The organism is Streptomyces sp. NPDC033180, assembly GCF_055577645.1.
The window spans coordinates 1,150,016-1,174,923 of sequence record NZ_JBVIPU010000001.1; the positions used below are offsets into that span (position 1 = coordinate 1,150,016).

Here is a 24,908-nt window from a genome sequence, read left to right on the forward strand (position 1 = left end):
CCTGGGGAGTAGGCAGCGGGGCCCGCGTACCACGATCGCGGTACGCGGGCCCCTGACCACGCTCAGTGGTTGCGCGGGAAGCCCAGGTCGACGCCGGCCGGCGCGTCCGACGGGTCGGGCCAGCGGGTGGTGACCACCTTGCCCCGGGTGTAGAAGTGCGTGCCGTCGTTGCCGTAGATGTGGTGGTCGCCGAAGAGCGAGTCCTTCCAGCCACCGAAGGAGTGGTAGCCGACCGGCACCGGGATCGGCACGTTCACGCCGACCATGCCCGCCTCGATCTCCAGCTGGAAGCGCCGCGCGGCGCCGCCGTCGCGCGTGAAGATCGCGGTGCCGTTGCCGAAGGGGGAGGCGTTCATCAGCGCCACGCCCTCCTCGTAGGTGTCGACCCGCAGCACGCACAGCACGGGACCGAAGATCTCGTCCTTGTACGCGTCGGCCGTCACCGGCACGCGGTCCAGGAGCGAGAGGCCGATCCAGTGGCCGTCCTCGAAGCCGTCGACCGTGTGGCCGGTGCCGTCGAGGACGACCTCGCAGCCCTCGGCCGCGGCGCCGGTGACGTACGAGGCGACCTTGTCGCGGTGCGCCGCGGTGATCAGCGGGCCCATCTCGGAGGTCGGGTCGTTGCCGGGGCCGATCTTGATCTTCTCGGCCCGCTCCTTGATCTTCGCGACGAGCTCGTCGCCGACCGAGCCGACCGCGACGACGGCCGAGATGGCCATGCAGCGCTCGCCCGCCGAGCCGTACGCCGCCGAGACGGCCGCGTCGGCCGCCGCGTCGAGGTCCGCGTCCGGCAGGACCAGCATGTGGTTCTTGGCACCGCCGAGCGCCTGGACGCGCTTGCCGTTGGCGGTCGCGGTGGTGTGGATGTAGCGGGCGATGGGGGTGGAGCCGACGAAGGAGACGGCCGCCACGTCCGGGTGCTCCAGGAGCGCGTCCACGGCCACCTTGTCGCCGTGCACGACGTTGAAGACGCCGTCCGGGAGCCCGGCCTCGGAGAGCAGCTCCGCGATCTTCATCGCGGCCGACGGGTCCTTCTCCGACGGCTTCAGGACGAAGGTGTTGCCGCACGCGATGGCCAGCGGGAACATCCACATCGGCACCATGGCCGGGAAGTTGAACGGCGTGATGCCCGCGACGACGCCGAGCGGCTGGCGGATGGACGAGACGTCCACGCGCGAGGCGACCTCCGTCGACAGCTCGCCCTTGAGCTGGACCGTGATCCCGCACGCGAGGTCCACGATCTCCAGGCCGCGGGCGACCTCGCCGAGCGCGTCCGAGTGCACCTTGCCGTGCTCGGCGGTGATCAGCTCGGCGATCGCGTCACGGTTGGCGTCGAGCAGCGCGCGGAAGGCGAAGAGGACCGAGGTGCGCTTGGCGAGCGACGACTTGCCCCACGTGGCGTAGGCCTCACGCGCGGAGGCGACGGCGGAGTCCACCTCGTCCACGGAGGCGAAGGCGACCTGCGTGGTGACGGCGCCGGTCGCGGGGTCGGTCACCGGGCCGTACGTACCCGACGCGCCCTCGACAGTCTTGCCACCGATCCAGTGGTTGACGGTCTTCGTCATGACAAGCATCCCTACTCTCACATCTCACAGGTGGCGGCGTCGGGCTGAGACGTGCCGGTCGTACTCTTTCCTGGCCTTGACCGCCGACGGTCGGTCCGCGGTCTCGGCCACGGGCACATCCCACCACGCCTGCGCCGGGGGCGGGGGCGACACTGTGTCTGCCGTTTCCGTCTCCACGTAGACACATGTGGGACCGTCGGCCCCGCGCGCGTCGGCGAGGGCATCGCGCAGGTCAGCCACTGTTTTGGCGCGGATCACCCGCATCCCGAGCGAGGCCGCGTTGGCCGCGAGGTCGACGGGCAGCGGGGCGCCGGTGTACGTCCCGTCCGGCGCCCGGAAGCGGTAGGCCGTGCCGAACCGCTCGCCGCCCACGGACTCGGAGAGCCCGCCGATGGACGCGTACCCGTGGTTCTGCAGGATCACGATCTTGACCGGGATGTTCTCCTGGACGGCCGTGACGATCTCGGTGGGCATCATCAGATACGTCCCGTCGCCCACCAGCGCCCAGACCGGCCGGTCCGGCGCCGCGAGGGCCACCCCGATCGAGGCGGGGATCTCGTATCCCATGCAGGAGTAGCCGTACTCGACGTGGTACTGCCGGGGAGAGCGCGCCCTCCACAGCTTGTGGAGATCGCCGGGCAGGGACCCCGCCGCGTTGATGATCACGTCCTCGTCCGTGACCAACTCGTCCAGCAACCCGAGGACTTGGATCTGCGTGGGCCGTACGTCGGGTTCGTCGGCCGCGTACGCCGCGTCGACCCGCTGCTCCCACCGTGCCTTGTCCTCGGTGTACTCGGCGACGTACGCGGGCGGCACGCGCCACCCCTCCAGTGCGGCGGTCAGGGCCTCCAGGCCCGCTCGCGCGTCCGCGACGAGGGGGGCGCCCGCCATCTTGTGGCCGTCGTACGCGGCGATGTTGAGGTTCAGGAAGCGGACGTCCGGCGTCTCGAAGAGCGTGCCGGACGCGGTGGTGAAGTCGCTGTAGCGGGTGCCGACGCCGATCACCAGGTCGGCGGTGCGGGCGAGTTCGTCGGCGGTGGCCGTGCCCGTGTGCCCGATGCCGCCGACGTCGGCCGGGTGGTCGAACCGCAGGGACCCCTTGCCCGCCTGGGTGGAAGCGACGGGGATGCCGGTCGCGTCCGCGAACTCCCGCAGCGCCTCCTCGGCCGCGCTGTGGTGGACCCCGCCGCCCGCGACGATCAGCGGGCGCCGCGCCTCGCGCACGGCCCTTGCGGCGACGGCCAGTTCACGCGGATCGGGCGCTTGACGGCGTACGCCCCACACCCTCCGGGCGAAGAACTCCGCCGGCCAGTCGAAGGCTTCCGCCTGTACGTCCTGCGGGAGCGCGAGGGTGACGGCGCCGGTGTCCGCCGGGTCGGTGAGCACGCGCATCGCGGCGAGGGCGGCCGGGATCAGGGCCTCGGGCCGGGTGATCCGGTCGAAGTACCTCGACACCGGGCGCAGGCAGTCGTTCACCGACACATCGCCCGCGTACGGGACTTCGAGCTGCTGGAGGACCGGGTCGGCGGGGCGGGTCGCGAAGGTGTCGCCGGGCAGCAGCAGGACAGGGAGGCGGTTGACGGTCGCGAGCGCGGCGCCGGTGACGAGATTGGTCGCGCCGGGGCCGATGGAGGTGGTGACGGCGTGCGTGGACAGGCGGCCGGACTGGCGTGCGTACCCGACGGCGGCGTGCACCATGGCCTGTTCGTTGCGGCCCTGATGGAAGGGCATCTCCTCGCCGTACTCGACGAGCGCCTGGCCGATGCCCGCCACGTTGCCGTGCCCGAAGATGCCCCAGGTGGCGCCGATGAGACGCTGCCGCTCGCCGTCGCGCTCGGTGCACTGCCGGGACAGGAAGCGGACGAGGGCCTGTGCGGTGGTCAGCCTGATCGAGGTCATCTTTCCCTCCGCTGTCATAGGTGTCCCTCCGCCTTCATCGGTATCCCTCCGTGTGGTCGGGATGGAAGCAGATCTTCCACTCCCGCTCCTCGCCGGGACCCGCCATCACGTTCAGGTAGTACATGGCGTGGCCGGGCTGGGCGATCGACGGGCCGTGCCAGCCGTCGGGGACGAGCACGGCGTCGCCCGTGCGGACCTCGGCGAGGGTGTCCGTCCCTCCGGGGCGGGACGGAAAGACACGCTGGTAGCCGAACCCTTCCCTGCCGCCCCGGTCGGCCTCGATCTCGAAGTAGTAGATCTCTTCGAGCTCGGCCTCGACACCGGGGCGGTGCTCGTCGTGCTTGTGGGGCGGGTACGAGGACCAGTTGCCGCCGGGTGTGATCACCTCGACGGCGATGAGGCGGTCGCACTCGAAGGCGTCGGCCGACGCGAAGTTGCGGACCTCGCGGGCGCAGGTGCCACTGCCGCGGTGTTCGACGGAAACCTCCGGCGCGGAGCCGTAGCGGGCGGGGAGTCGACGCTCGCACTTCGCTCCTGCCAGGGCGAAGCGGCCTCCCGCGCCGGAGGCGATCTGGATCTGGGCGTCACGAGGCACGTAGGCGAAGTCGCTCACTCCGCTGAACACGTCCTGCCGGCCCAGCAGTTCGATGATCTCGCCTTCTGCGTGCACCGTACAGCCGCCGGCCAGCGGGAGCACGATCCATTCACTCTCCCCTGTGGCGAAGGAGTGTGAGGCGCCGGGTTCGATGTCGACCACGCGCAGCGCGGAATAGACAAGACCGGACCGCTTGGGGTCGAGTTCGATGGCATAGGGGCCTTCGGCCGTGCTGCCCTTCGGTACGTACGTCATATGGCCCTCCTACAGCAGTCCGACGGCGGTGTCGACGGCGCCCGCCACGTCGCCGTCGGCCGGGTACAGCAGCGTGCGCCCGGCGACGAGCCCGTGCACGGTGGGCAGTTGCAGGGCCCCGCGCCACTTCTCGTACGCGGTGTCACTGTCGTCACCGATGTCACCACCGAGGAGGACCGCGGGCAAGGTCGATGCCTCCATGACGCGCGCCATGTCGTCCGGATTCTGGGTCACGGGGACCTTCAGCCAGGTGTACGCCGATGTCCCGGCGAGCCCCGATGCGATGGCGATGGAGGTGGTGACGGCCTCGGCGCTCAGGTCGTTGCGCGGAGGTCCGCCGTCGGGAGCGCGGCGGCAGAGGAACGGCTCGACGAAGACGGGCAGTTTCCTGGCGGCCATGGCGTCGACGGCGCGGGCGCTGGAGTGCAGCGTGTCGAGGGATCCGGGGTCGTCGTAGTCGACCCGCAGCAGGAGCTTCCCGGCGTCGAACCCGAGCCGGTCGATGTCCTCGGCCCGGTATCCCGTGAACCGGTCGTCCAGCTCGAACGAGGCGCCGGCGAGGCCGCCCCGGTTCATCGACCCCATGACGACCTTGCCGTCCAGGGCGCCCAGCAGCAGGAGGTCTTCGAGGATGTCGGCGGTGGCGAGCACGCCGTCCACGCGGGGGCGCGAGAGGGCGAGGCAGAGCCGCTCAAGGAGGTCGCCGCGGTTGGCCATGGCCAGCTTGTCCCCGCCGACGGCGAGGGCGCCTCGGGCGGGATGGTCGGCGGCGATGATCATCAGCCTTCCGGCGTCACCGAGGAGCGGTCGCCGGGGGCGCCGAGCGGCGGCTTCGGCGATGGCCTCCGGCCGCGAGGCCCTGACCCGGGCGAGCCGAGCGACGTCGATCACCTGTTGCCCCCAGTGCCTGGCTGCGGCCCATCACCGGCTCCGCCGAGTTCGTCCTCAATCGCCGGACAGGCTTGGACCTTCCCTGCCGCGAGCGCCGCCTCGACCTCGTCCGGGAACGGCATCGCGGAGGAGCACTCGAGTCGGGAAGCGACGATCGCCCCCGCCGCGTTCGCGTACCGCATGATGCGCTCCAACTCCCAGCCGGCGAGCAGCCCGTGGCACAGCGCCCCGCCGAAGGCGTCCCCCGCCCCGAGGCCGTTGAGCACCGTCACGGGCAGCGGCGGCACCTCGGCGGCCTCGCCCGAGCTGTTCATGGCGAGCACGCCCTTGGGGCCCTGCTTGACGACGGCGAGTTCGACGCCGGTCTCCAGCAACGCGCACGCCGCGGCCATGGGTTCACGCAGGCCCGTGGCGACCTCGACCTCGTCGAGGTTGCCGACCGCGACGGTGGCCTGGGAGAGGGCCTCCGCGTAGAAGCCACGCGCCTCATCGGCCCGCTCCCAGAACATCGGCCGCCAGTCGAGGTCGAAGACGGTGAGCCCCGCCTTCGCCCGCCGGCGCAGCGCCGCCAGCGTGGTCGACCTGCTGGGCTCCGCGCAGAGCCCCGTACCCGTCATCCAGAACACCCGTGCGGAGGCGATCGCGTCGAGGTCGAGTTCCTTCTCGTACATCTCCAGGTCGGGGGCCTTCGGCTGCCGGTAGAAGTAGAGCGGGAAGGTGTCCGGCGGGAAGATCTCGCAGAAGGTCACCGGGGTCGGCAGCCCCGGCACGCCGCTCACCCACCGGTCGTCGACGCCGAACTCCCGCAGCTCCCGGTGCAGATAGTCCCCGAAGGGGTCCTCGCCGGTGCGCGTGACGACCGCGACCCGGCGGCCGAGCCGGGACGCGGCGACGGCGACGTTCGACGCCGAGCCGCCGAGGAACTTGCCGAACGTGCTGACGTCGGCGAGAGCGACCCCGGCCTGCAGGGGATACAGGTCCACCCCGATCCGGCCCATCGTGATCACGTCGTACGGATCGGTCACCCTGCACTCCCTCTCGGCGTCGCCCTCCCCCACGTCCACCCCTAGGTCTAATCGCGCCCTACAGCCCTGTCAACACATTGTCCTTACATTCGGACCACTCCTTGACACCGTTCCGCGGCGCCCTGAAAGCTGGCGGACATGACGACGCTGTCACGCATCCGGATCGGTTCGGCTCCCGACTCGTGGGGCGTGTGGTTCCCCGAGGATCCGGGCCAGGTCCCCTGGAGCCGCTTCCTCGACGAGGTCGCGGACTGCGGATACGAGTGGATCGAGCTCGGTCCGTACGGCTATCTGCCCAGCGATCCGGCCGTGCTGACCGCCGAGACGCACAAGCGCGGCCTGAAGGTGTCGGCGGGAACGGTCTTCACCGGCCTGCATCACGGACCCTCCGTATGGGACAGGACATGGACCCATGTGGCCGACAACGCCGCGCTCGCGCAGGCGATGGGCGCCGAGCACCTCGTCGTGATCCCCTCCTTCTGGCGCGACGACAAGACCGGCGAGGTCCTGGAGGACCGCACGCTCACCCCCGAGCAGTGGCGCCAGCTCACGTTGCAGACCGAGCGGTTGGCGTACGAGGTACGCGAGCGTTACGGCCTGCGCGTGGTCGTCCACCCCCATGCCGACACGCACATCGACGACGAGAAGAACGTCACCCGCTTCCTCGACGCGACCGACCCCGACCTCGTCTCGCTCTGCCTGGACACGGGGCATTACGCCTACTGCGGCGGCGACAACGTCAAGCTGATCGAGACGTACGGCGAGCGCATCGGCTATCTGCACCTCAAGCAGGTCGACCCGGCCGTCCTGGCCGAAGTGCGCGCGCAGGAACTGCCGTTCGGTCCCGCCGTGGCCCGCGGCGTGATGTGCGAGCCGCCGACCGGGGTGCCCGCCATCGAGCCGGTCCTCGCGGCGGCGCAGAAGCTGGGCGTCGAGCTGTTCGCCATCGTCGAGCAGGACATGTACCCGTGCCCGCCGGACAAGCCGCTGCCCATCGCCCGCCGCACCCGCTCGTATCTGCGCTCCTGCGGGGCGTAGGCCGGTGGGCGGCTGGGAGATCGCGCTCGCGGCCCCGCACCCCCGGATGCATCACAACCGTCACAAACAACCTCTCCCTGTCACACATGTCCCGCCTACGCGGGTCTTCCGTCACAGGCGGTCGACAGCCGTCCTCCTGCGCTCACTCGGCGTCGTTCACCGGGCACAGGCTGAGTGATCGCCAGCGTCGCGCCACAGCTCCCCCGACGGCTCCCCCCGAGCCGCCCCTGTGGCGCCCGCAGGGAGGTGCCACTGATGACCGACCGACGGCTCTGGTCGTACAAAGACATCGCCGCACACATCCGGGTGCAGCCCGACACCGTGCGCTCCTACCGCAAGCACGGCTTGCTTCCCGCGCCCGACCACGTGGAGTCCGGCAAGCCCTACTGGTACGCGGACACCATCCGCGCCTGGGTCGCCGCGAGGCCGCGCAATCGTGGGAGGAGAGAGTGACCACCCCCCCCCCCGTTGAGGTGTACCCCCTAGGGGTATAGTGTGGTGAGTGTCAGGGGGTTTCCGGGGACACCGGGAACACTCCTGCACATTACGACGCATAAGTAGGCACGCACGCACGCCGCCCCCTCACCGAGGAGAACGACATGAGCGCCCAGACCGAGCTCCCGCAGGCCGAGACCGCCGGCTCCTGCTGCTCCCCCAGCGGTTCCTGCCACTCCGAGGGCGCCGCAGGGACGCCGCAGGGCGCAGTGACGACCGTGTACGAGGTGACCGGCATGACCTGTGGTCACTGCGAGGGTGCCGTCAGCAGTGAGGTCTCGGAGATCGCCGGCGTCAGCTCCGTCAAGGCGGTGGCCTCCACGGGCCTGGTGACCGTGGTCTCCGAGGCCCCGCTGGACGAGGCCGCGGTCCGCGCCGCGGTCGACGAGGCGGGTTACGAGCTCGCCGGTGTCAGCAAGGCCTGACGCGCCCCTGCCGGGTACCCCGGGCCCTGTGACACCGTCACAGGGCCCGCAGCCGCTTCACCCCAGACGTACGAAAGAGCCATGAACGAAGTCGAACTCGCCGTCGGCGGAATGACCTGCGCCTCCTGTTCCGCCCGCATCGAGAAGAAGCTGAACCGCGTGGAGGGCGTGACCGCGTCGGTCAACCTCGCCACGGAGAAGGCGAAAGTCTCGTACGCGGAAGGGGTCGAGGTCGCGCAGCTGATCGCGACGGTCGAGAAGCTGGGCTACAGCGCGCGGGAGATCGCCCCGGCTCCCCCCGAGCGAGAGGCGCCGGCCACCACCGCCGACATCACCGAGCCCGACACCCTGCGCCAACGCCTCATCGGCTCGGCGCTGCTCTCGCTGCCCGTCATCCTGCTCGCGATGATCCCCGCGCTCCAGTTCGACAACTGGCAGTGGCTCTCGCTGACCCTGGCGGCTCCCGTCGTCGTCTGGGGCGGGTTCCCCTTCCACAGAGCGGCGTTCACGAACCTGCGGCACGGCGCGGCGACCATGGACACCCTGGTGTCGGTGGGCACGCTCGCCGCGTTCGGCTGGTCGCTGTGGGCGCTCTTCCTCGGGGACGCGGGGATGCCGGGGATGCGGCACGGCTTCGAGTTCACGGTGTCGCGCGCCGACGCCTCATCGACGCTCTACCTCGAAGTGGCCGCCGGCGTCATCACGTTCATCCTGCTCGGCCGCTGGCTGGAGGCACGCGCCAAGCGGACGGCGGGCTCGGCCCTGCACGCCCTGCTCGAACTGGGCGCCAGGGAAGCGGCCGTGCTGCGGGACGGCACGGAGGTCCGTATACCGGTCGCGCGCCTCGTGGTCGGCGACCGTTTCGTCGTACGCCCCGGGGAGACCGTCGCGACCGACGGCACCGTCGTCGACGGCACGTCCGCGATCGACGTCTCGATGCTGACCGGTGAGTCCGTTCCGGTGGACGTGAGCGCGGGCGACGCGGTGACCGGGGCGACCACGAACGTCTCGGGGCGGCTCCTCGTCGAGGCCACCCGCGTCGGCTCCGACACCCAACTGGCCCAGATGGCCAGGCTCGTCGTGGACGCGCAGACCGGCAAGGCCCAGGTGCAGCGCCTGGCCGACCGGATCGCGGGGATCTTCGTGCCGGTGGTCCTGATGATCGCCACCGCCACGCTCGGCGGCTGGCTCGGCGCCACCGGCGACGTGACCGCCGCCTTCACCGCGGCCGTCGCCGTCCTGATCATCGCCTGTCCGTGCGCCCTCGGCCTCGCGACCCCGACCGCCCTGATGGTCGGCACCGGGCGCGGCGCGCAGCTCGGCATCCTCATCAAGGGCCCCGAAGTCCTCGAATCCACCCGCCGTGTGGACACGATCGTCCTGGACAAGACCGGGACGGTGACGACGGGGCGCATGACGCTGCGGGGCGTGTACGCCGTCGGGGAGACCGAGGAGAAGGAGTTGCTGCGGCTCGCGGGGGGCCTGGAGCACGCCTCCGAGCATCCCGTGGCGCGGGCGGTCGCGGCGGGCGCCGCCGCGGAGTTGGGGCTCTCGGTGGGCGCGCTGCCCGCCGTGGCGGGCTTCGAGAACGTCGCGGGGTCGGGCCTGCGCGGCGCGGTGGAAGGGCACTTGGTGCTCGCGGGCCGTGAACGGCTGCTCGCGGACGCGGGAGTCGAGGGGCTCACCTCGGTGGCCGCGCTCAAGGCGGAGGCCGAGGCGGCGGGACGTACGGCCGTCCTGGTCGCCTGGGACGGCGTGGCGCGCGGTGTGCTCACCGTCGCCGACACCGTCAAGGACACCAGCGCCGAAGCGGTACGCGAGCTGCGCGGCCTGGGTCTGACGCCGGTGCTGCTCACCGGGGACAACCGCGCCGTCGCCCGGGCGGTGGCGAAGGCCGTCGGCATCGAGGCGGAGGCCGTGTACGCCGAGGTGCTGCCCGAGGACAAGGTCGATGTCGTACGGCGGTTGCGGGACGAGGGCAAGGTCGTCGCCATGGTCGGGGACGGGGTGAACGACGCCGCGGCGCTCGCCACGGCCGATCTGGGCCTCGCGATGGGCACGGGCACGGACGCGGCCATCGAGGCGAGTGATCTGACGCTGGTGCGCGGGGACTTGCGCGCAGCCGCCGACGCGATCAGGCTCTCCCGTAGGACCCTCGCCACGATCAAGGGCAATCTCTTCTGGGCCTTCGGCTACAACGTCGCCGCGCTGCCGCTCGCCGCCGCCGGGCTCCTGAACCCGATGATCGCGGGGGCCGCGATGGCATTTTCCTCGGTATTTGTGGTCACCAATAGCCTCCGCCTCAGGAACTTCACATAAGCTCTTCACATGTTGGTCGCAGCATTCTCACGCCTGAGTCCCGATCGGCATATCGGGCCTCTTGCGCATGTACAGGACATATGATGGAGACGCAGATCACAGCGATCCCAACGTAACCATTCGGGGGGCTCGCGAGTCTAAGAGGGCGATGCCAGGGACGTCTTGGGGGACGTCTCTAGACATCGGGGACATCTTGGGGGATGTTCCTAGGAATGCGTTGGCCGGGGCACGTGCACCGGGGAGCTTGAGCGGCCCTCCTGGTTCGTACGCGTCCCGGCAGATCGCAGTACGAGCACGACGAGCAGCACAACTGGCGCGCTGCCACCACAGACGCCCGGCCGGATCCCGTGGGGGGAATCCGCACCGGGAAACAGGAAAGCGCCCCGACCGTCGACCCGTGGGGGGATCGACGGCGGGGCGCTTTTCGCTCGGCGCCCGCTTCGGCGCCTACGGCGTGCGGGTCAGCGACCCTCGACCGGGACGAAGTCCCGCAGGACCTCTCCGGTGTAGATCTGGCGCGGGCGCCCGATGCGGGATCCCGGCTCCTTGATCATCTCGTGCCACTGCGCGATCCAGCCCGGAAGCCGGCCCAGCGCGAACAGCACGGTGAACATCTCGGTCGGGAAGCCCATCGCGCGGTAGATGAGACCCGTGTAGAAGTCCACGTTCGGGTACAGCTTGCGCTCGACGAAGTAGTCGTCGGCCAGCGCGTGCTCTTCGAGCTTGAGCGCGATGTCCAGGAGCTCGTCGGACTTGCCGAGCGCCGAGAGGACGTCGTGCGCCGCCGCCTTGATGATCTTCGCCCGGGGGTCGAAGTTCTTGTAGACGCGGTGCCCGAAGCCCATGAGCTTCACGCCGTCTTCCTTGTTCTTCACCTTGCGGATGAAGGTGTCGACGTCGCCGCCGTCCGCCTTGATGCCCTCGAGCATCTCCAGGACGGACTGGTTGGCGCCACCGTGCAGCGGGCCCCAGAGGGCCGAGATGCCGGCGGAGATCGAGGCGAACATGTTCGCCTGCGACGAGCCCACCAGACGCACGGTGGAGGTCGAACAGTTCTGCTCGTGGTCCGCGTGCAGGATCAGGAGCTTGTCCAGCGCGGAGACGACGACCGGGTCGAGGTCGTACTCGGCGGCCGGCACCGAGAAGGTCATGCGCAGGAAGTTCTCGACGTAGCCGAGGTCGTTGCGCGGGTAGACGACCGGGTGGCCCTGCGACTTCTTGTACGCGTAGGCCGCGATCGTCGGAAGCTTGGCGAGAAGGCGGATCGTCGAAAGGTGACGCTGCTTCTCGTCGAACGGGTTGTGGCTGTCCTGGTAGAACGTCGACAGCGCGCTGACCACGGACGACAGCATCGCCATCGGGTGGGCGTCACGCGGGAAGCCGTCGTAGAACCGCTTGACGTCCTCGTGCAGCAGGGTGTGCTGCGTGATCTCGTTCTTGAAGCTGGCGAGCTCGTCGACCTTCGGCAGTTCGCCGTTGATCAGCAGGTACGCCACCTCGGTGAAGGTGGAGCGCTCGGCCAGCTGCTCGATCGGGTAGCCGCGGTACCGGAGGATCCCCTGCTCACCGTCGAGATAGGTGATGGCGGATTTATAGGCGGCGGTGTTGCCATAGCCGCTGTCCAGGGTCACCAGACCGGTCTGGGCGCGGAGCTTCCCGATGTCGAAGCCCTTGTCGCCGACGGTCGAATCGATCACCGGGTAGGTGTACTCGCCATCGCCGTACCGCAGTACTACAGAGTTGTCGCTCACGTCATCCCTCACCGACGTTGTGCCTCTTCTTCGAGGTGCCCTGACTGTCTCTACCATCCCCCATTTGGCCCTGGAGAGTGCACTCGGGGTCGACCATTGGGCCTATTGGCGGCACTGAGTGCCGCCAACTTACTCATCCTGCCCCTCTTCGCCCCGGTTGCGGAAGTGGTGTGTGACCTTTCCTACTCGTTTGATCGATCAAAATTTCCGGGGTTGGATCCGGGTCTGGATCCGGGGGCGGATCCTGGTGTGGAACCACGGCCTCCGGCGAGCCGGAAGTCCAGGGCCGTACAGCGTCTGCCCGCGGAGACCGTGCGCACCGCCTGCCCCAGAGCCTTGCGCGAACCGACAAGGACGACCAGCTTCTTGGCGCGCGTGACCGCCGTATAGAGCAGATTCCGCTGGAGCATCATCCACGCGCCCGTGGTCACGGGGATCACCACCGCCGGATACTCGCTGCCCTGGGAGCGGTGGATGGTGACCGCGTACGCGTGCGCCAGTTCGTCCAGTTCGTCGAAGTCGTACGGAATCTCCTCGTCCTCGTCCGTCAGGACCGTGAGCCGCTGCTCGTCGGAGTCGAGCGAGGTGACTACTCCGACGGTGCCATTGAAGACGCCGTTCTGCCCCTTCTCGTAGTTGTTGCGGATCTGGGTGACCTTGTCGCCGACGCGGAACACCCGGCCGCCGAAGCGCTTCTCCGGTACGTCGGGTCTGCTGGGGGTGATGGCCTGCTGGAGCAGGCCGTTCAGGTTCCCCGCGCCCGCGGGGCCGCGGTGCATGGGGGCGAGCACCTGAACATCGCGGCGGGGGTCGAGGCCGAACTTGGCCGGAATGCGGCGCGCGGCCACGTCCACCGTGACCCGCCCCGCGTCCTCGGTCTCGTCCTCGACGAAGAGGAAGAAGTCCTGCAGGCCCTGGGTGATGGGGGGCACTCCGGAGTTGATGCGGTGGGCGTTCGTGACGACGCCGGACTGCTTGGCCTGGCGGAAGATGTGGGTGAGTCGGACCGCGGGGACGGGGCTCCGCTCGCTGAGCATGTCCCGCAGGACCTCGCCCGCGCCGACGCTCGGCAGCTGGTCCACGTCTCCGACGAACAGGAGGTGGGCGCCGGGGGCGACGGCCTTCGCCAGCTTGTTGGCCAGGAGCAGGTCCAGCATGGATGCCTCATCGACCACGACGAGGTCGGCGTCGAGCGGACGGTCCTTGTCGTAGGCGGCGTCTCCGCCCGGCTTGAGCTCCAGGAGGCGGTGGACGGTGGAGGCCTCGGCTCCGGTGAGCTCGGCGAGGCGTTTGGCGGCTCGGCCCGTGGGGGCGGCGAGGACGACCTTGGCCTTCTTGGCGCGGGCCAGCTCCACGATGGACCGGACCGTGAAGGACTTGCCGCAGCCGGGGCCTCCGGTGAGGACGGCTGCCTTCTGCGTCAGCGCGAGCCTGACCGCCTCCTCCTGCTCGGGGGCGAGGTCGGCGCCCGTACGGGTGGCGAGCCAGGAGAGCGCCTTGTCCCAGGCCACGTCCTGGAAGGCCGGCATGCGGTCCTCCGGGGTCCTGAGGAGGCGCAGAAGCTGGGCGGAGAGGGAGAGTTCCGCGCGGTGGAAGGGGACGAGATAGACGGCGGTGACTTCCTCTTCCCCGTCGGGGCCCGGGACGGTCTCGCGTACGACGCCTTCCCCTTCGGTGGCCAGTTCCGCCAGGCAGTCGATGACCAGGCCCGTGTCCACCTGGAGCAGCTTCACCGCGTCCGCGATGAGGCGCTCCTCGGGGAGATAGCAGTTGCCCTGGTCGGTGGACTGGGAAAGTGCGTACTGCAGGCCTGCCTTGACCCGTTCCGGGCTGTCGTGCGGGATGCCGACGGACTGGGCGATGCGGTCCGCGGTGAGGAAGCCGATGCCCCAGACGTCCGCGGCGAGGCGGTAGGGCTCGTTCTTCACTATGGAGATGGAGGCGTCCGCGTACTTCTTGTAGATGCGGACGGCGATGGAGGTGGAGACGCCCACGCCTTGCAGGAAGACCATCACCTCCTTGATGGCCTTCTGCTCCTCCCAGGCCGCGGCGATCATCTTGGTGCGTTTGGGGCCGAGGCCCGGGACTTCGACGAGGCGCTTGGGCTCTTTCTCGATGATGTCGAGGGTGTCCACGCCGAAGTGGGTGGTGATGCGGTCGGCCATGACGGGGCCGATGCCCTTGATGAGGCCCGAGCCGAGATAGCGGCGGATGCCTTGGATGGTGGCGGGGAGGATGGTGGTGTAGTTCTCCACCGTGAACTGCTTGCCGTACTGGGCGTGGGAGCCCCAGCGGCCCTCCATGCGGAGGGACTCTCCCACCTGGGCGCCCAGGAGCGCGCCGACGACGGTGAGGAGGTCGCCGCCGCCGCGGCCCGTGTCCACGCGGGCGACCGTGTACCCGTTCTCCTCGTTGGCGTAGGTGATCCGCTCCAGGACCCCCTCGACGACTGCGGCTGTGGCTGCGGCCGTCGCTTTTGCTGGACTCGACATGAGCCGACGCTATCGGTCGACGCTGACAGCGCGGGGAGCCTGTGGATAACTCTGCGATGGCTTCAGCTGCTTCAGCCGGGGCGGGAACAGCTTCGAGGGGGCCCGGTCTTTGACCGGGCCCCCTCGGGTCTCCCCTCCCCTGTCAGTACTCCGCTGATCCCCCCAGATCCCCCCACGGAAGTCCCGACGCACAGTACGACCCGCGTCGGGTGGGAAGGGTTGCACGGACTGGCCCACGAGTTTTCGGGGTGCCGACGAAGTGGGGCAGAAGTAGCTTTTAACGCATGAACGAAGAATCGCCGGAAACTTCTGATGGAACCTCGCTGGAGAGGGACGTACTCGACGAACTGGGCGACGACAGGCTTCAGGAGATCGCGGGGCTTCTCGGTACGGATGCCGCGGGGGCGCAGGACGTGGTGGGGACCACGGTGACCGCGCTCTCGGGCAACCTGCAGGAGAAGGCGGAGGACCCCGCGGAGGCGGAGGAGGTCCAGCAGGCGTTCGCCGAGGCGTCTCCTCCGCAGGGGATCGCCGGGTTCGGTGGGTTCGGAGGGCTCGCGGCGGGCGGGATGCTTTCTGGGGTGCTGGCGAAGATGAGCAGGCCGGTGGCCAATGCGGTGGCGAAGAAGACGGGGCTGCCGGCGGCTTCTGTGACGCGGGTGATCGAGCTGCTGATTCCGGTGCTGCTCACGGTGCTGACGAAGCGGGCGCGGACTTCGGGGAAGCCGGGTGCGGGCACGGGATCCGCCGGGGGCGGAGTCGGGGACCTCCTGAGCCAGATCCTGGGCGGCAGGAAGAGGTAGCCCTGGCGGGGGCGGGTCGTGTGCGGCTCGCGAGCGCTGCCGGGTGCGGGTGCGTGCGTGCGTGCGCGCCGCGGGGCCGGTCCGTCTGTGGGTGCGGGGCCGCGCCGGTATGTCCGTCCTCGCTATCGTCCGGTGGCCGCGGGGTTGCTTCGGCCCCGAAGCCTCCGGGAGCCGTGCTCCGGGCAGACATACCGGCACGTCCCCTCGCGAGCGCTCCCGACTGCGGGGTGCCGGGTGGGTGGGCGGGAAAGGTTGTTCGGGCAGGAGTGGATGCGGGGTGCCGGGTGGGTGCGTGGGAGAGGTTGTTCGGGCAGGGGTGGATGCGGGGCAATCGGGCGGGTGGGCGGGAAAGCTTGTTCGGGCAGGAGTGGATGCGGGGTGCCGGGTGGGTGGGTGGGTGGGAGAGGTTGTTCGGGCAGGGGTGGATGCGGGGCAATCGGGTCGGTGGGTGCGTGGGAGAGGTTGTTCGGGCAGGGGCGGATGCGGGGGGAGAGGCCCCCGCCCCGCAGGGTCACGCGTGCCGCAGGTAGCTCCGTACCGTCTCCGACAGGACCTCGTACCCGTCCCTCGACCACAGCGCCTCGTTGAAGAGCTCGACCTCGACGGGCCCCCCGTAACCCGCCCCCTCCACCAAGGACCGCCACGACCGCAGGTCGACCGCGCCCTCCCCCAGCTGCCCCCGCCCGTTCAGCACGCCCTCCGGCAACGGCGTCACCCAGTCCGCCAGTTGGAACGCGTGGAGGCGGCCACCCCGCCCCGCGCGGTCGATCTGCGCGGGAGCCCTGTCGTCCCACCACACGTGGTAGGTGTCGACGCAGACCCCGACCTGCGAAGCCGGAAAGCGCTCCGCCAGGTCGAGCGCCTGGGCCAGCGTGGAGACCACGCAGCGATCCGACGCGAACATGGGGTGGAGGGGCTCGATGGCCAGGCGGACCCCGCGGGACGCTGCGTACGGGGCGAGTTCCGCCAGCGCGTCGGCGATCCGCGAGCGCGCCCCGTGCAGGTCCTTGCTGTCGGCGGGCAGGCCCCCCGAGACCAGGACCAGCGTGTCCGTACCCAGCGTCGCCGCCTCGTCGATGGCCGCCCTGTTGTCGTCGACGGCCCCCGCGCGCGCGTGCGGCTCGATCGCCGTGAGGAAACCGCCCCGGCAGAGCGTGGTGACCGTCAGGCCCGCGTCGCGCATCAGCTTGCCGGTACGTTCCAGGCCGTAGGACTGGACCGGCTCTCGCCAGAGGCCGACCCCGGGGACGCCCAAATCCGTGCACGCCGCCACCAGTTCCGGCAGCGACAGCTGCTTGACCGTCATCTGGTTGATGGAGAAGCGCGCCAGAGCCTCGCTCTCGCTCATTGCTGGACTCCGTACATGGTGAGCAGGGATTTCATCCGGGACTCGGCGAGGAGCGGGTCGGGAAACAGGCCAAGGCCGTCCGCCAGTTCGTAGGCGCGGGCCAAGTGCGGCAGCGACCTCGCCGACTGGAGGCCGCCCACCATCGTGAAGTGGGTCTGGTGGCCTGCCAGCCAGGCCAGGAACACCACACCCGTCTTGTAGAAGCGGGTGGGGGGTTGGAAGAGATGGCGGGAGAGTTCGACCGTGGGGTCCAGGCAGGCGCGGAACGCCTCCGTGTCGCCCGTGTCGAGACGACGCACCGCCTTGGCCGCCAGGGGAGCCAGCGGGTCGAAGATGCCGAGGAGGGCGTGGCTGAAGCCCTGCTCGTCCCCCGCGATCAGCTCGGGGTAGTTGAAGTCGTCGCCCGTGTAGCAGCGGACGCCGTCCGGGAGGCGGCGGCGCAGGGCGATCTCGCGCCCGGGGTCGAGGAGGGAGACCTTGATGCCGTCGACCTTGTCGGGATGCGCGGTGATGACCTCCAGGAAGGTCTCCGTCGCCGCGTCCAGGTCCTCGCTGCCCCAGTATCCGGTGAGCGCCGGGTCGAACATCGGGCCGAGCCAGTGCAGAATCACCGGCTCGCTCGCCTGGCCCAGGAGGTGCCCGTACGTCCCCAGATAGTCGTCCGGCGATGTGGCGACGGCGGCGAGCGCCCTCGATGCCATCAGAATCGGCTGTGCGCCGCTCGACTCGACCAGGGCCAGTTGTTCCTCGTACGCCGCACGGACCGTCAGCAGATCGGTGGGACCCTCGAGTTGGTCCGTGCCCGCGCCGCAGGCGATCGCGCCGCCCACCGACTTCGCTTCCGCCGCGGAACGCCCGATCAGTTCCGCGGCGCCCTTCCAGTCCAGGCCCATTCCGCGTTGCGCCGTGTCCATCGCCTCGGCCACCCCCAGGCCCTGCGCCCACAGGTGGCGGCGGAAGGCGAGGGTCGCGTCCCAGTCGACGGCCGCCGGGGAGTCCGGGGACACGTCGGCGCGGGGATCCGCCACCACGTGTGCCGCCGAGAGGACCGTGCGGGAGGTGAGGGGGGAGCCGCCTCCTCCGGGCGGCGCCTGCGAGGGCGCCCGGAGGGGCTCGTACGGGCGCGTGGTGCCGTCATCGCGCGGGAGCAGGAGCGTCACCGGACGATCTCCGGTACTTCGATGCGGCGGCCCTCCGCCGAGGACTTCAAGCCCAGTTCGGCGAGTTGCACGCCGCGTGCGCCCGCGTGCAGGTCCCAGTGGTAGGGCGCGTCCGCGTACACGTGCTTCAGGAAGAGTTCCCACTGCGCCTTGAAGCCGTTGTCGAACTCCTGGTTGTCGGGGACCTCCTGCCACTGGTCACGGAAGGAGTGGGTGACGGGCAGGTCCGGGTTCCAGACCGGCTTGGGGGTGTTACCGCGGTGCTGTACGCGGCAGTTGCGCAGGCCGGCCACCGCCGAGCCCTCCGTGCCGTCCACCTGGAACTCGACGAGCTCGTCGCGGTTCACGCGGACCGTCCAGGAGGAGTTGATCTGTGCGATCGCGCCGCCTTCGAGCTCGAAGATGCCGTACGCCGCGTCGTCCGCCGTCGCGTCGTAGGGCTTGTCCTGCTCGTCCCAGCGCTGCGGTACGTGGGTCGCGGCCAGTGCCTGGACGCTGCGTACGCGGCCGAACAGCTCGTGCAGGACGTACTCCCAGTGCGGGAACATGTCGACGACGATGCCGCCGCCGTCCTCCGCGCGGTAGTTCCAGGAGGGGCGCTGGGCGCTCTGCCAGTCGCCCTCGAAGACCCAGTAGCCGAACTCGCCCCGGATGGACAGGATCTGACCGAAGAAGCCGCCGTCGATCAGGCGCTTCAGCTTGAGCAGCCCCGGTAGAAAGAGCTTGTCCTGGACCACGCCGTGCTTGATGCCGGCGGACTGGGCCATACGAGCGAGTTCGAGGGCGCCGGCCAGTCCGGTCGCGGACGGCTTCTCCGTGTAGATGTGCTTGCCCGCGGTGATGGCACGCTTGATGGCTTCCTCGCGCGCGGACGTGACCTGCGCGTCGAAGTAGATGTCGATGGTCGGGTCGGCGAGGACCGCGTCCAGGTCGGTCGAGACATGCGTCCCGGGGTCAAGTCCGTGGCGCTCCGCGATCTCCCGCAGGGCGTGTTCCCTGCGGCCCACCAGGACCGGCTCGGGCCACAGCACCGTGTTGTCGGCGTCACCGAGGGCGAGTCCGCCCTGCTCGCGCAGGGCGAGCAGGGAGCGGACGAGGTGCTGGCGGTAGCCCATCCGTCCCGTCACACCGTTCATGGCGATGCGCACCGTCTTGCGAGTCACAGGGGTCCCTCCGTACGCAGGTAAGCGCATAGCAAGCGCTTTCTACACGAGAAGAAGCTAGCCTGCCGCACAAGGTTCGGACAAGGGCTTCGGACCAGAGCCGTGACCGGAGGACGACGAGATGACCGTGACCCTGGCCGACGTGGCGGCCCGCGCCCAGGTCTCCCCCGCTACCGTCTCCCGCGTACTGAACGGCAACTACCCCGTGGCCGCGGCCACCCGGGAGCGTGTCCTTCGGGCCGTGGACGACCTCGACTACGTCCTCAACGGCCCCGCGAGCTCACTCGCCGCGGCCACGTCCGACCTGGTCGGCATCCTCGTGAACGACATCGCCGACCCCTTCTTCGGGATCATGGCCGGCGCGGTCCAGTCCGAGATCGGCGGTCCCGGTGGGCGGGCCGGCGGCGAGCGCATGGCCGTGGTCTGCAACACGGGCGGCTCCCCGGAGCGCGAGCTGACCTATCTGACCCTGCTGCAGCGCCAGCGCGCAGCGGCGGTCGTCCTGACCGGCGGCGCCCTCGAGGACCCCGCGCACGCCGCCGCGATGTCCGCGAAGCTGGCACGCCTGGCGGATGCGGGCACCCGGATCGTGCTCTGCGGACGTCCGCCGCTGGAGGACTCGGACGCGGCGGTGGCCACGCTCACCTTCGACAACCGCAGCGGCGGACGGCGACTCACGGAGCATCTGCTGACGCTGGGGCACCGCAGGATCGGATACGTGGCGGGACCGATGGAGCGGACGACGACCCGGCATCGACTCGAAGGCCACCGGGAGGCTATCGAAGCCTTCGGCACCGGGAGCGGCGACCAGGACGAGCTGACCGTCCACGGCCCCTACACCCGCCGGTCCGGCTACGAGGCGACCCTCGAACTCCTGCGCCGCGCGCCGGACTTGACCGCCATCGTGGCCGCCAACGACACGGTCGCCCTGGGCGCGTGCGCCGCCCTGCGCGAGCGCGGCCTGCGCATCCCCGACGACATCTCGGTGGCGGGCTTCGACGACCTGCCCTTCTCGGTGGACGCCGTCCCCGCCCTGACGACCGTACGCCTGCCGCTGTACGAGGCGGGCGCCCGCGCGGGCCGCCTGGCCACGGGCTCGGAGGAGGCGCCGCCCGGTGGCGTGGCGACGATCGGGGCGGAGCTGATGGTGCGGGGGTCCACGGCGCCGCCGTGTCGGTGAGCCCTTGATGTCGTTGACATCACCGGGAAAAGGAGGCTCATATGGCAGTCATGGTCATGGATGCACCCAGCGCCTGGGACGTACTGGACGGCGTCAACCTTCCCCGCGGCTACCGCGTCGAGATCACCGAGGGGAAGATCATCATGACGCCGCAAGGTGAGTACCAGTGGAAAGTCATCCTGAAGGCGGCGCCTCAGATCGAGCAACAGCTCGCCGCTCACGGTGACATCCTCTCGGACGTCATGATCGATTTCCCGTCCAGCCAGTACGGCTACGCACCCGACCTGGCGATCGTCGCCCCCGGATCCGAGCGCAACAGCCGTGGCCGCTTCGAGTGGCACAGCCTGGAGGCGGTCATCGAGGTCGTCTCGCGGAGCAGCCGGGACAACGACTTCGCCAAGAAGTTCCATCTCTACGCGGAATGCGGCATCCCGGTCTACGTGGTCATCGACCCTGAGGACGGCGTCTGCACCGTCCACCGCGGACCGACCAGGACCGGGAGCTACGAGGAGGAGACCAAGATCCCCTTCGGCCAGGACCTCACCCTGCCCCTCCAGGGACGCGACATCACCATCACCACCGGCGGCTTCCCGAAGGCCGGGGATCTGGACTGAGCGGCGCCGCGTTTCCCGCGCGGCGAGGCATGGCGATCGCGGCGAGACATGGCGATCGCGGGCGACACGGCGTACCGTTGACTCAGTCAAAGGTGACCCTTTCCGCTGGCCTCGGAGTGATCCCATGCCGCACGCCTCCCCCGACACCCCCATCCGTGACATCCGCGCCTTCAACCGCTTCTACACGAACCTCATCGGCGCCCTCGACTACAGCCGGCACACGTACGTCCCGTACACCCTCACCGAGTCCCGCGTCATCTACGAACTCGCCCATTCGCCCCGCACCGACGCGGCCGACCTGCGGGCCGAACTGACCCTCGATGCCGGATACTTGAGTCGGCTCCTCGGCAAGTTCGAGAAGTCCGGGCTCGTCGAGCGGGCTCCTTCCGCGCGTGATCCCCGGCGTCAGAGCATCACGCTCACCGCCCGCGGGCGCGAGGCCGCCGCGCTCCTGGACGAGCGGTCGAACGAAGCGGTCGGTTCACTGCTCTCGACCGTGGCGCCCGGCGAGCGCATCCGGCTGGCGGAGGCCATGCGCACCGTGCGGGAGATCCTGGAGGGCAGCAGGGCGGGCCAGGGCGCCGAGGTCCCGGAGGTGGTTCTGCGGGAGCCCGGGCCCGGCGACCTCGGGTGGATCGTGCAGCGCAACGCCGCCCTGTACGCGGCCGAGTACGGGTTCAACATCGACTACGAGGGCCTGGTCGCCCGGATCGTCGCCGACTTCGCGGAGGACCACGACCCGCACCTGGAGCGGGTGTGGGTCGCCGAGCTCGACGGGCGGCCCGTGGGGTCAGTGATGTGCGTGCGCGACGAGGCGCCCGGGACCGCCCGGCTGCGGCTCCTGCTCGTCGAGCCGGACGCGCGGGGGCGCGGGATCGGGGACCAACTCGTCGGCGCTTGCATTGAGTTCGCGCGCGGCGTGGGATATCGCGAGATGGCCCTGTGGACCAACGACATCCTCGGCGCCGCCCGCGCCATCTACCAGCGGCACGGCTTCGTCCTCGTCGACGAGAAACCGCACCGCTCGTTCGGCGTCGACCTGCTGGGGCAGGACTGGCAACTGCACCTAGGGTCTGCGTCATGAAACTCGCCTTCTCCACCCTCGGCGTGCCCGGGCTCCCCCTCGCCGACGTGCTGAACCTGGCCACCACCCACGGCTTTCAGGGCATCGAACTGCGCGCGCATCCCGAAGAGCCCGTCCACCCGGGCATCGGCCTCACCGAACGGGCCGATGTGGCAGCCCAGTTCAAGACAGCGGGCATCGAGCTCCTCACCATCGCCGGGTACGCGCGCGTGGCCGCTCCCGGCGACGACGAACCCGTACTCGACGACATACGCTCCCTGCTCACCCTCGCCCGCGACCTCGGCGCCCCCTTCATCCGCGTCTTTCCCGGCGGCGGCACCGAGCAGAGCGCGGACGAGGCCGACGCGACGGCCGCCCGACGGCTCGGCACGGCAGCCGAGTTCGCCGCGGACTTCGGCGTACGCATCCTCCTGGAGACCCACGACTCGCACCGTACGGGCACCGCGGCGACCCGCGTGCTCGGCGCGGTGGGCCACCGGCACACGGGCGCCCTGTGGGACGTGATGCACACCTGGCTCGGCGGTGAGTCCCCCGCTCAGAGCCACGCGGCGCTCTCCCCGTACCTCGGCTACGTACAGGTGAAGGACATCGCGTCGGCCGACGACACGACACCCATCGGACTCGGCGAGGGCGTGCTGCCGCTCGCCGAGTGCGTGGCCGTGCTGCTCAGCGGGGAGCACCGGGACGGCTGGCTGTGCTGGGAGTACGAGAAGCGGTGGTACGAGGACGCGGCTCCGCTTCCCGAACTCCTGGGCCAGGGGCGGGACTTCCTGTCCCGGCTCCTGAACCGCCACGCCTGACACCGCCACGCCTGATACCGCCACGCCTGACACCGCCGCCACGCCTGACGCCCGCCAGGGACGTCAGGCTCACCCCGCCCACCAGGAGCGCCGCCGCGCACCACCCGAGGGCACTCACCGACTCGCCCAGGACGAGACCGGCGGCGGACATCCCGGACACCGGGACCAGGAGCGAGAAGGGAGCGACGGTCGATGCGGGGTGGCGGCGCAGCAGATGGCCCCAGGCGCCGAAGCCGAAGACCGTCGTGATCCACGCGACGTAGACGATGATGCCCACGCCCTGCCAGTCCAGTGCGCCCAGGGCGTCGAGGTCCGCCGTCGGGCCCTCGAACAGCAACGAGAGCCCGAGCAGCGGCAGGACCGGGACCGTGCTCACCCACACCATGAAGTTCAGCGGGTCGGGCGGGGACGCCTTGCGGGTCAGGACGTTCGACGCGCCCCAGCAGGCCGCGGCGCCGATCAGCAGCGCGAAGGCCGTGAGCGGGCCCGCCTCCCCCTCGTCGACCGCCGCGACACCGATGCCGGCGAGCGCGATGACCATGCCCGACAGGCGGACGCGGCCGGGTCGTTCCCCGAGGGACACGAAGGCGAAGAGCGCGGTGAACACCGCCTGGATCTGGAGGACCAGGGAGGACATCCCCGCCGGCATCCCCGCGTCCATGCCGATGAACAGCAGCCCGAACTTGGCGACCCCCAGGACGAGTCCGACCCCCACGATCCACTTCCACGCGACCTTCGGCGGCCCCACGAAGAAGATCGCGGGCAGCGCCGCCACCAGGAAGCGCAGGGCGGAGAAGAGCAGCGGCGGGAAGTGGTCGAGGCCCACCTCGATGACGACGAAGTTGACGCCCCATACGGCGGTGACGAGGACGGCCAGAAGGACATGTGCGGGTCGCATGCGTCGAGGATCACCCGCCCCGACCATGTAGGACCAGCGCGGATCTCTGCATGATGGGATGAAGCAACGCTTACGGATCGGGCGACGCGGCCAGGCGTCGCCGACCACTGGGGAGGGCTTCTCGTGCTCGATCTCGCTCGGCTCCGTGCCCTGCACGCCGTATCCGTGCACGGCACCGTGGGCGCCGCCGCCACCGCGCTCGGCTACACCCCCTCCGCCGTCTCCCAGCAGATAGCCAAGCTCGAGCGCGAGACCCGCACCACCCTCCTCGAACGGCAGGGCAGGGGTGTGGCGCTCACCGAGGAGGCACGCCACCTCGCCGCGACCGCACAGGAGTTGATGGCGATCGTGGAGCGCGCGGAGACCGAGCTGGAGGAGCGGCGCGGGCTGCCCGCGGGGCGTCTGACCATCGCCGCGTTCGCCTCGGCCGCGCGTGGTCTGATGCCGGTCGCCCTCGCGGATCTCGCCCGGCGACACCCGGCGCTCGACGCCCGGATGTCGGAGATCGACCCGCACCTCTCCGTGGACCTCGTGACGAAGGGGGCGGTGGACATGGCGGTCGTGCACGACTGGGACATCGCACCGCTGCCCACGCCTCCGGGCGTCGAACAGGCCGTCATCGGCGACGACTTCTGCGACCTCGTCGTGCCCGCGGGACACTGGCTGGCGGGCCGTGACGCCGTACGCCGAGAGGAGTTGAAGGGCGAGCGGTGGATCACGCAGCCGCCGGGGCTCGTCTGCCACGAGTGGCTGGTGCGCACCCTGCGCGAGGCGGGCTGCGAGCCGGACATCGCGCACACGGCGGAGGAGAACCCCACCCTGGTCGCGCTGGTCGCCGCGGGGCTCGGTATCGCGCTCATCCCCCGCCTCGGGCGCGGCCCGATCCCGGACGGCGCCGTCACCGTGCGGCTCGATCCGCTGCCGGTGCGGCGGCTCTACGCCCTGTGGCGGGCCGGGGCGTCCCGGCGCCCCGCGATCGCCGAGACGGTGCGGACCCTCCAGGGGCGCTGGCCCGACGCGGCGCCCGAGAAGCAGCCCCTCCTGAGCCCCAGGGCCCTGGCCTCCTGAGCCCCACGGAGCAGCCTCCCGACTCCCAGGATTCCCTTGC

At 70.3% G+C, this 24,908-nt stretch carries 20 protein-coding genes and 1 pseudogene; 10 read left to right on the forward strand and 11 right to left on the reverse strand.

Translation table 11 applies throughout. The features are described from left to right. Positions 1-62: 62 nt before the first annotated feature. From mmsA to iolC, 5 genes are read right to left on the reverse strand one after another with little or no spacing between them, the layout of a single operon-like run. Positions 63-1,565 carry a CoA-acylating methylmalonate-semialdehyde dehydrogenase gene (gene mmsA, locus ACZ5WE_RS05165; protein ID WP_467687369.1) on the reverse strand — a complete coding sequence of 501 codons (1,503 nt, stop codon included), beginning with the start codon at positions 1,563-1,565 and terminating at the stop codon, positions 63-65. A gap of 24 nt (positions 1,566-1,589) precedes the next feature. Then, on the reverse strand, positions 1,590-3,464 hold the full coding sequence (gene iolD / locus ACZ5WE_RS05170; protein WP_467687367.1) for a 3D-(3,5/4)-trihydroxycyclohexane-1,2-dione acylhydrolase (decyclizing): 1,875 nt from the start codon (positions 3,462-3,464) through the stop codon (positions 1,590-1,592). Positions 3,465-3,498: 34 nt separating this feature from the next. Beyond that, positions 3,499-4,314 carry a 5-deoxy-glucuronate isomerase gene (gene iolB, locus ACZ5WE_RS05175; protein WP_467687365.1) on the reverse strand — a complete coding sequence of 272 codons (816 nt, stop codon included), beginning with the start codon at positions 4,312-4,314 and terminating at the stop codon, positions 3,499-3,501. Positions 4,315-4,323: 9 nt separating this feature from the next. Further along, a complete protein-coding gene (locus tag ACZ5WE_RS05180; protein ID WP_467687876.1) occupies positions 4,324-5,202 on the reverse strand; it encodes a Cgl0159 family (beta/alpha)8-fold protein in 879 nt (292 codons plus the stop codon). Continuing rightward, the gene (iolC, locus tag ACZ5WE_RS05185) at positions 5,202-6,203 is read right to left on the reverse strand and encodes a 5-dehydro-2-deoxygluconokinase (RefSeq protein WP_467687874.1); all 1,002 of its coding nucleotides are present in this window, start codon (positions 6,201-6,203) and stop codon (positions 5,202-5,204) included. The genes ACZ5WE_RS05180 and iolC overlap by 1 nt, the downstream gene beginning before the upstream one ends. Before the next feature lie 165 nt (positions 6,204-6,368). Here iolC and ACZ5WE_RS05190 point away from each other — a divergent pair, with 165 nt between their 5' ends. The 4 genes from ACZ5WE_RS05190 (at position 6,369) to ACZ5WE_RS05205 (ending at position 10,507) form a co-directional block, all read left to right on the forward strand. After that, the gene (locus tag ACZ5WE_RS05190; protein ID WP_467687363.1) at positions 6,369-7,268 is read left to right on the forward strand and encodes a sugar phosphate isomerase/epimerase family protein; all 900 of its coding nucleotides are present in this window, start codon (positions 6,369-6,371) and stop codon (positions 7,266-7,268) included. A gap of 255 nt (positions 7,269-7,523) precedes the next feature. Then, positions 7,524-7,721 carry a helix-turn-helix transcriptional regulator gene (locus ACZ5WE_RS05195; RefSeq protein WP_467687361.1) on the forward strand — a complete coding sequence of 66 codons (198 nt, stop codon included), beginning with the start codon at positions 7,524-7,526 and terminating at the stop codon, positions 7,719-7,721. Positions 7,722-7,867: 146 nt separating this feature from the next. Then, positions 7,868-8,188: a heavy-metal-associated domain-containing protein gene (locus ACZ5WE_RS05200; protein ID WP_467687359.1), complete on the forward strand. Its 321-nt coding sequence runs from the start codon at positions 7,868-7,870 to the stop codon at positions 8,186-8,188. A gap of 81 nt (positions 8,189-8,269) precedes the next feature. Beyond that, complete coding sequence (locus tag ACZ5WE_RS05205; protein WP_467687357.1) at positions 8,270-10,507, forward strand: heavy metal translocating P-type ATPase; 2,238 nt, start codon at positions 8,270-8,272, stop codon at positions 10,505-10,507. A 461-nt stretch (positions 10,508-10,968) separates the two neighbouring features. On the opposite strand, the gene ACZ5WE_RS05210 is transcribed toward ACZ5WE_RS05205, so the two are convergent. Together ACZ5WE_RS05210 and recD2 are read right to left on the reverse strand one after the other, a co-directional pair. After that, positions 10,969-12,258 (reverse strand): citrate synthase, encoded by a 1,290-nt coding sequence (locus ACZ5WE_RS05210; protein WP_367042047.1) that lies wholly within the window; start codon positions 12,256-12,258, stop codon positions 10,969-10,971. Between the two features lie 182 nt (positions 12,259-12,440). Beyond that, on the reverse strand, positions 12,441-14,750 hold the full coding sequence (gene recD2, locus ACZ5WE_RS05215) for an SF1B family DNA helicase RecD2 (protein WP_467687354.1): 2,310 nt from the start codon (positions 14,748-14,750) through the stop codon (positions 12,441-12,443). A gap of 284 nt (positions 14,751-15,034) precedes the next feature. Between recD2 and ACZ5WE_RS05220 the strand changes: the two genes are divergently transcribed. Next, positions 15,035-15,553 (forward strand): DUF937 domain-containing protein, encoded by a 519-nt coding sequence (locus ACZ5WE_RS05220; protein WP_467687352.1) that lies wholly within the window; start codon positions 15,035-15,037, stop codon positions 15,551-15,553. Positions 15,554-16,064: 511 nt separating this feature from the next. Here ACZ5WE_RS05220 and ACZ5WE_RS05225 read toward each other — a convergent pair. From ACZ5WE_RS05225 to ACZ5WE_RS05235, 3 genes are read right to left on the reverse strand one after another with little or no spacing between them, the layout of a single operon-like run. Next, positions 16,065-16,901, reverse strand: a complete 837-nt coding sequence (locus ACZ5WE_RS05225; RefSeq protein ID WP_467687350.1) for a sugar phosphate isomerase/epimerase family protein — start codon at positions 16,899-16,901, stop codon at positions 16,065-16,067. After that, positions 16,898-18,061: a dihydrodipicolinate synthase family protein gene (locus ACZ5WE_RS05230; protein ID WP_467687348.1), complete on the reverse strand. Its 1,164-nt coding sequence runs from the start codon at positions 18,059-18,061 to the stop codon at positions 16,898-16,900. Before ACZ5WE_RS05230 ends, ACZ5WE_RS05225 begins: the two co-directional genes overlap by 4 nt. Further along, positions 18,058-19,224: a Gfo/Idh/MocA family protein gene (locus ACZ5WE_RS05235; RefSeq protein WP_467687346.1), complete on the reverse strand. Its 1,167-nt coding sequence runs from the start codon at positions 19,222-19,224 to the stop codon at positions 18,058-18,060. The genes ACZ5WE_RS05230 and ACZ5WE_RS05235 overlap by 4 nt, the downstream gene beginning before the upstream one ends. 121 nt (positions 19,225-19,345) lie before the next feature. On the opposite strand from ACZ5WE_RS05235, the gene ACZ5WE_RS05240 reads away from it, so the two are divergent. The 4 genes and pseudogenes from ACZ5WE_RS05240 to ACZ5WE_RS05255 form a co-directional block, all read left to right on the forward strand. Continuing rightward, the gene (locus tag ACZ5WE_RS05240; RefSeq protein ID WP_467687345.1) at positions 19,346-20,404 is read left to right on the forward strand and encodes a LacI family DNA-binding transcriptional regulator; all 1,059 of its coding nucleotides are present in this window, start codon (positions 19,346-19,348) and stop codon (positions 20,402-20,404) included. A 41-nt stretch (positions 20,405-20,445) separates the two neighbouring features. After that, complete coding sequence (locus ACZ5WE_RS05245) at positions 20,446-21,018, forward strand: Uma2 family endonuclease (protein WP_467687343.1); 573 nt, start codon at positions 20,446-20,448, stop codon at positions 21,016-21,018. A 124-nt stretch (positions 21,019-21,142) separates the two neighbouring features. After that, the gene (locus ACZ5WE_RS05250) at positions 21,143-22,102 is read left to right on the forward strand and encodes a bifunctional helix-turn-helix transcriptional regulator/GNAT family N-acetyltransferase (protein WP_467687342.1); all 960 of its coding nucleotides are present in this window, start codon (positions 21,143-21,145) and stop codon (positions 22,100-22,102) included. Further along, a pseudogene (locus ACZ5WE_RS05255) lies at positions 22,099-22,821 on the forward strand (sugar phosphate isomerase/epimerase family protein); the annotation flags it as partial. The gene ACZ5WE_RS05250 and the pseudogene ACZ5WE_RS05255, both read left to right, overlap by 4 nt. On the opposite strand, the gene ACZ5WE_RS05260 reads toward ACZ5WE_RS05255, so the two are convergent. Beyond that, positions 22,769-23,800 carry an EamA family transporter gene (locus ACZ5WE_RS05260; protein ID WP_467687340.1) on the reverse strand — a complete coding sequence of 344 codons (1,032 nt, stop codon included), beginning with the start codon at positions 23,798-23,800 and terminating at the stop codon, positions 22,769-22,771. The pseudogene ACZ5WE_RS05255 and the gene ACZ5WE_RS05260 sit on opposite strands and share 53 nt — an antisense overlap. Before the next feature lie 123 nt (positions 23,801-23,923). Here ACZ5WE_RS05260 and ACZ5WE_RS05265 point away from each other — a divergent pair, with 123 nt between their 5' ends. Then, a complete protein-coding gene (locus ACZ5WE_RS05265) occupies positions 23,924-24,868 on the forward strand; it encodes a LysR family transcriptional regulator (RefSeq protein ID WP_467687338.1) in 945 nt (314 codons plus the stop codon). The last annotated feature ends 40 nt before the right edge of the window (positions 24,869-24,908 follow it).

Excerpts from the sequence above, each read along its gene's own strand:
- mmsA (WP_467687369.1), bottom strand. The coding sequence starts at position 1,565 with ATGACGAAGACCGTCAACCACTGGATCGGTGGCAAGACTGTCGAGGGC.
- iolD (WP_467687367.1), bottom strand. The coding sequence starts at position 3,464 with ATGACCTCGATCAGGCTGACCACCGCACAGGCCCTCGTCCGCTTCCTG.
- iolB (WP_467687365.1), bottom strand. The coding sequence starts at position 4,314 with ATGACGTACGTACCGAAGGGCAGCACGGCCGAAGGCCCCTATGCCATC.
- iolC (WP_467687874.1), bottom strand. The coding sequence starts at position 6,203 with ATGGGCCGGATCGGGGTGGACCTGTATCCCCTGCAGGCCGGGGTCGCT.
- ACZ5WE_RS05190 (WP_467687363.1), top strand. The coding sequence starts at position 6,369 with ATGACGACGCTGTCACGCATCCGGATCGGTTCGGCTCCCGACTCGTGG.
- ACZ5WE_RS05195 (WP_467687361.1), top strand. The coding sequence starts at position 7,524 with ATGACCGACCGACGGCTCTGGTCGTACAAAGACATCGCCGCACACATC.
- ACZ5WE_RS05200 (WP_467687359.1), top strand. The coding sequence starts at position 7,868 with ATGAGCGCCCAGACCGAGCTCCCGCAGGCCGAGACCGCCGGCTCCTGC.
- ACZ5WE_RS05205 (WP_467687357.1), top strand. The coding sequence starts at position 8,270 with ATGAACGAAGTCGAACTCGCCGTCGGCGGAATGACCTGCGCCTCCTGT.
- recD2 (WP_467687354.1), bottom strand. The coding sequence starts at position 14,750 with ATGTCGAGTCCAGCAAAAGCGACGGCCGCAGCCACAGCCGCAGTCGTC.
- ACZ5WE_RS05220 (WP_467687352.1), top strand. The coding sequence starts at position 15,035 with ATGAACGAAGAATCGCCGGAAACTTCTGATGGAACCTCGCTGGAGAGG.
- ACZ5WE_RS05225 (WP_467687350.1), bottom strand. The coding sequence starts at position 16,901 with ATGAGCGAGAGCGAGGCTCTGGCGCGCTTCTCCATCAACCAGATGACG.
- ACZ5WE_RS05240 (WP_467687345.1), top strand. The coding sequence starts at position 19,346 with ATGACCGTGACCCTGGCCGACGTGGCGGCCCGCGCCCAGGTCTCCCCC.
- ACZ5WE_RS05245 (WP_467687343.1), top strand. The coding sequence starts at position 20,446 with ATGGCAGTCATGGTCATGGATGCACCCAGCGCCTGGGACGTACTGGAC.
- ACZ5WE_RS05250 (WP_467687342.1), top strand. The coding sequence starts at position 21,143 with ATGCCGCACGCCTCCCCCGACACCCCCATCCGTGACATCCGCGCCTTC.
- ACZ5WE_RS05260 (WP_467687340.1), bottom strand. The coding sequence starts at position 23,800 with ATGCGACCCGCACATGTCCTTCTGGCCGTCCTCGTCACCGCCGTATGG.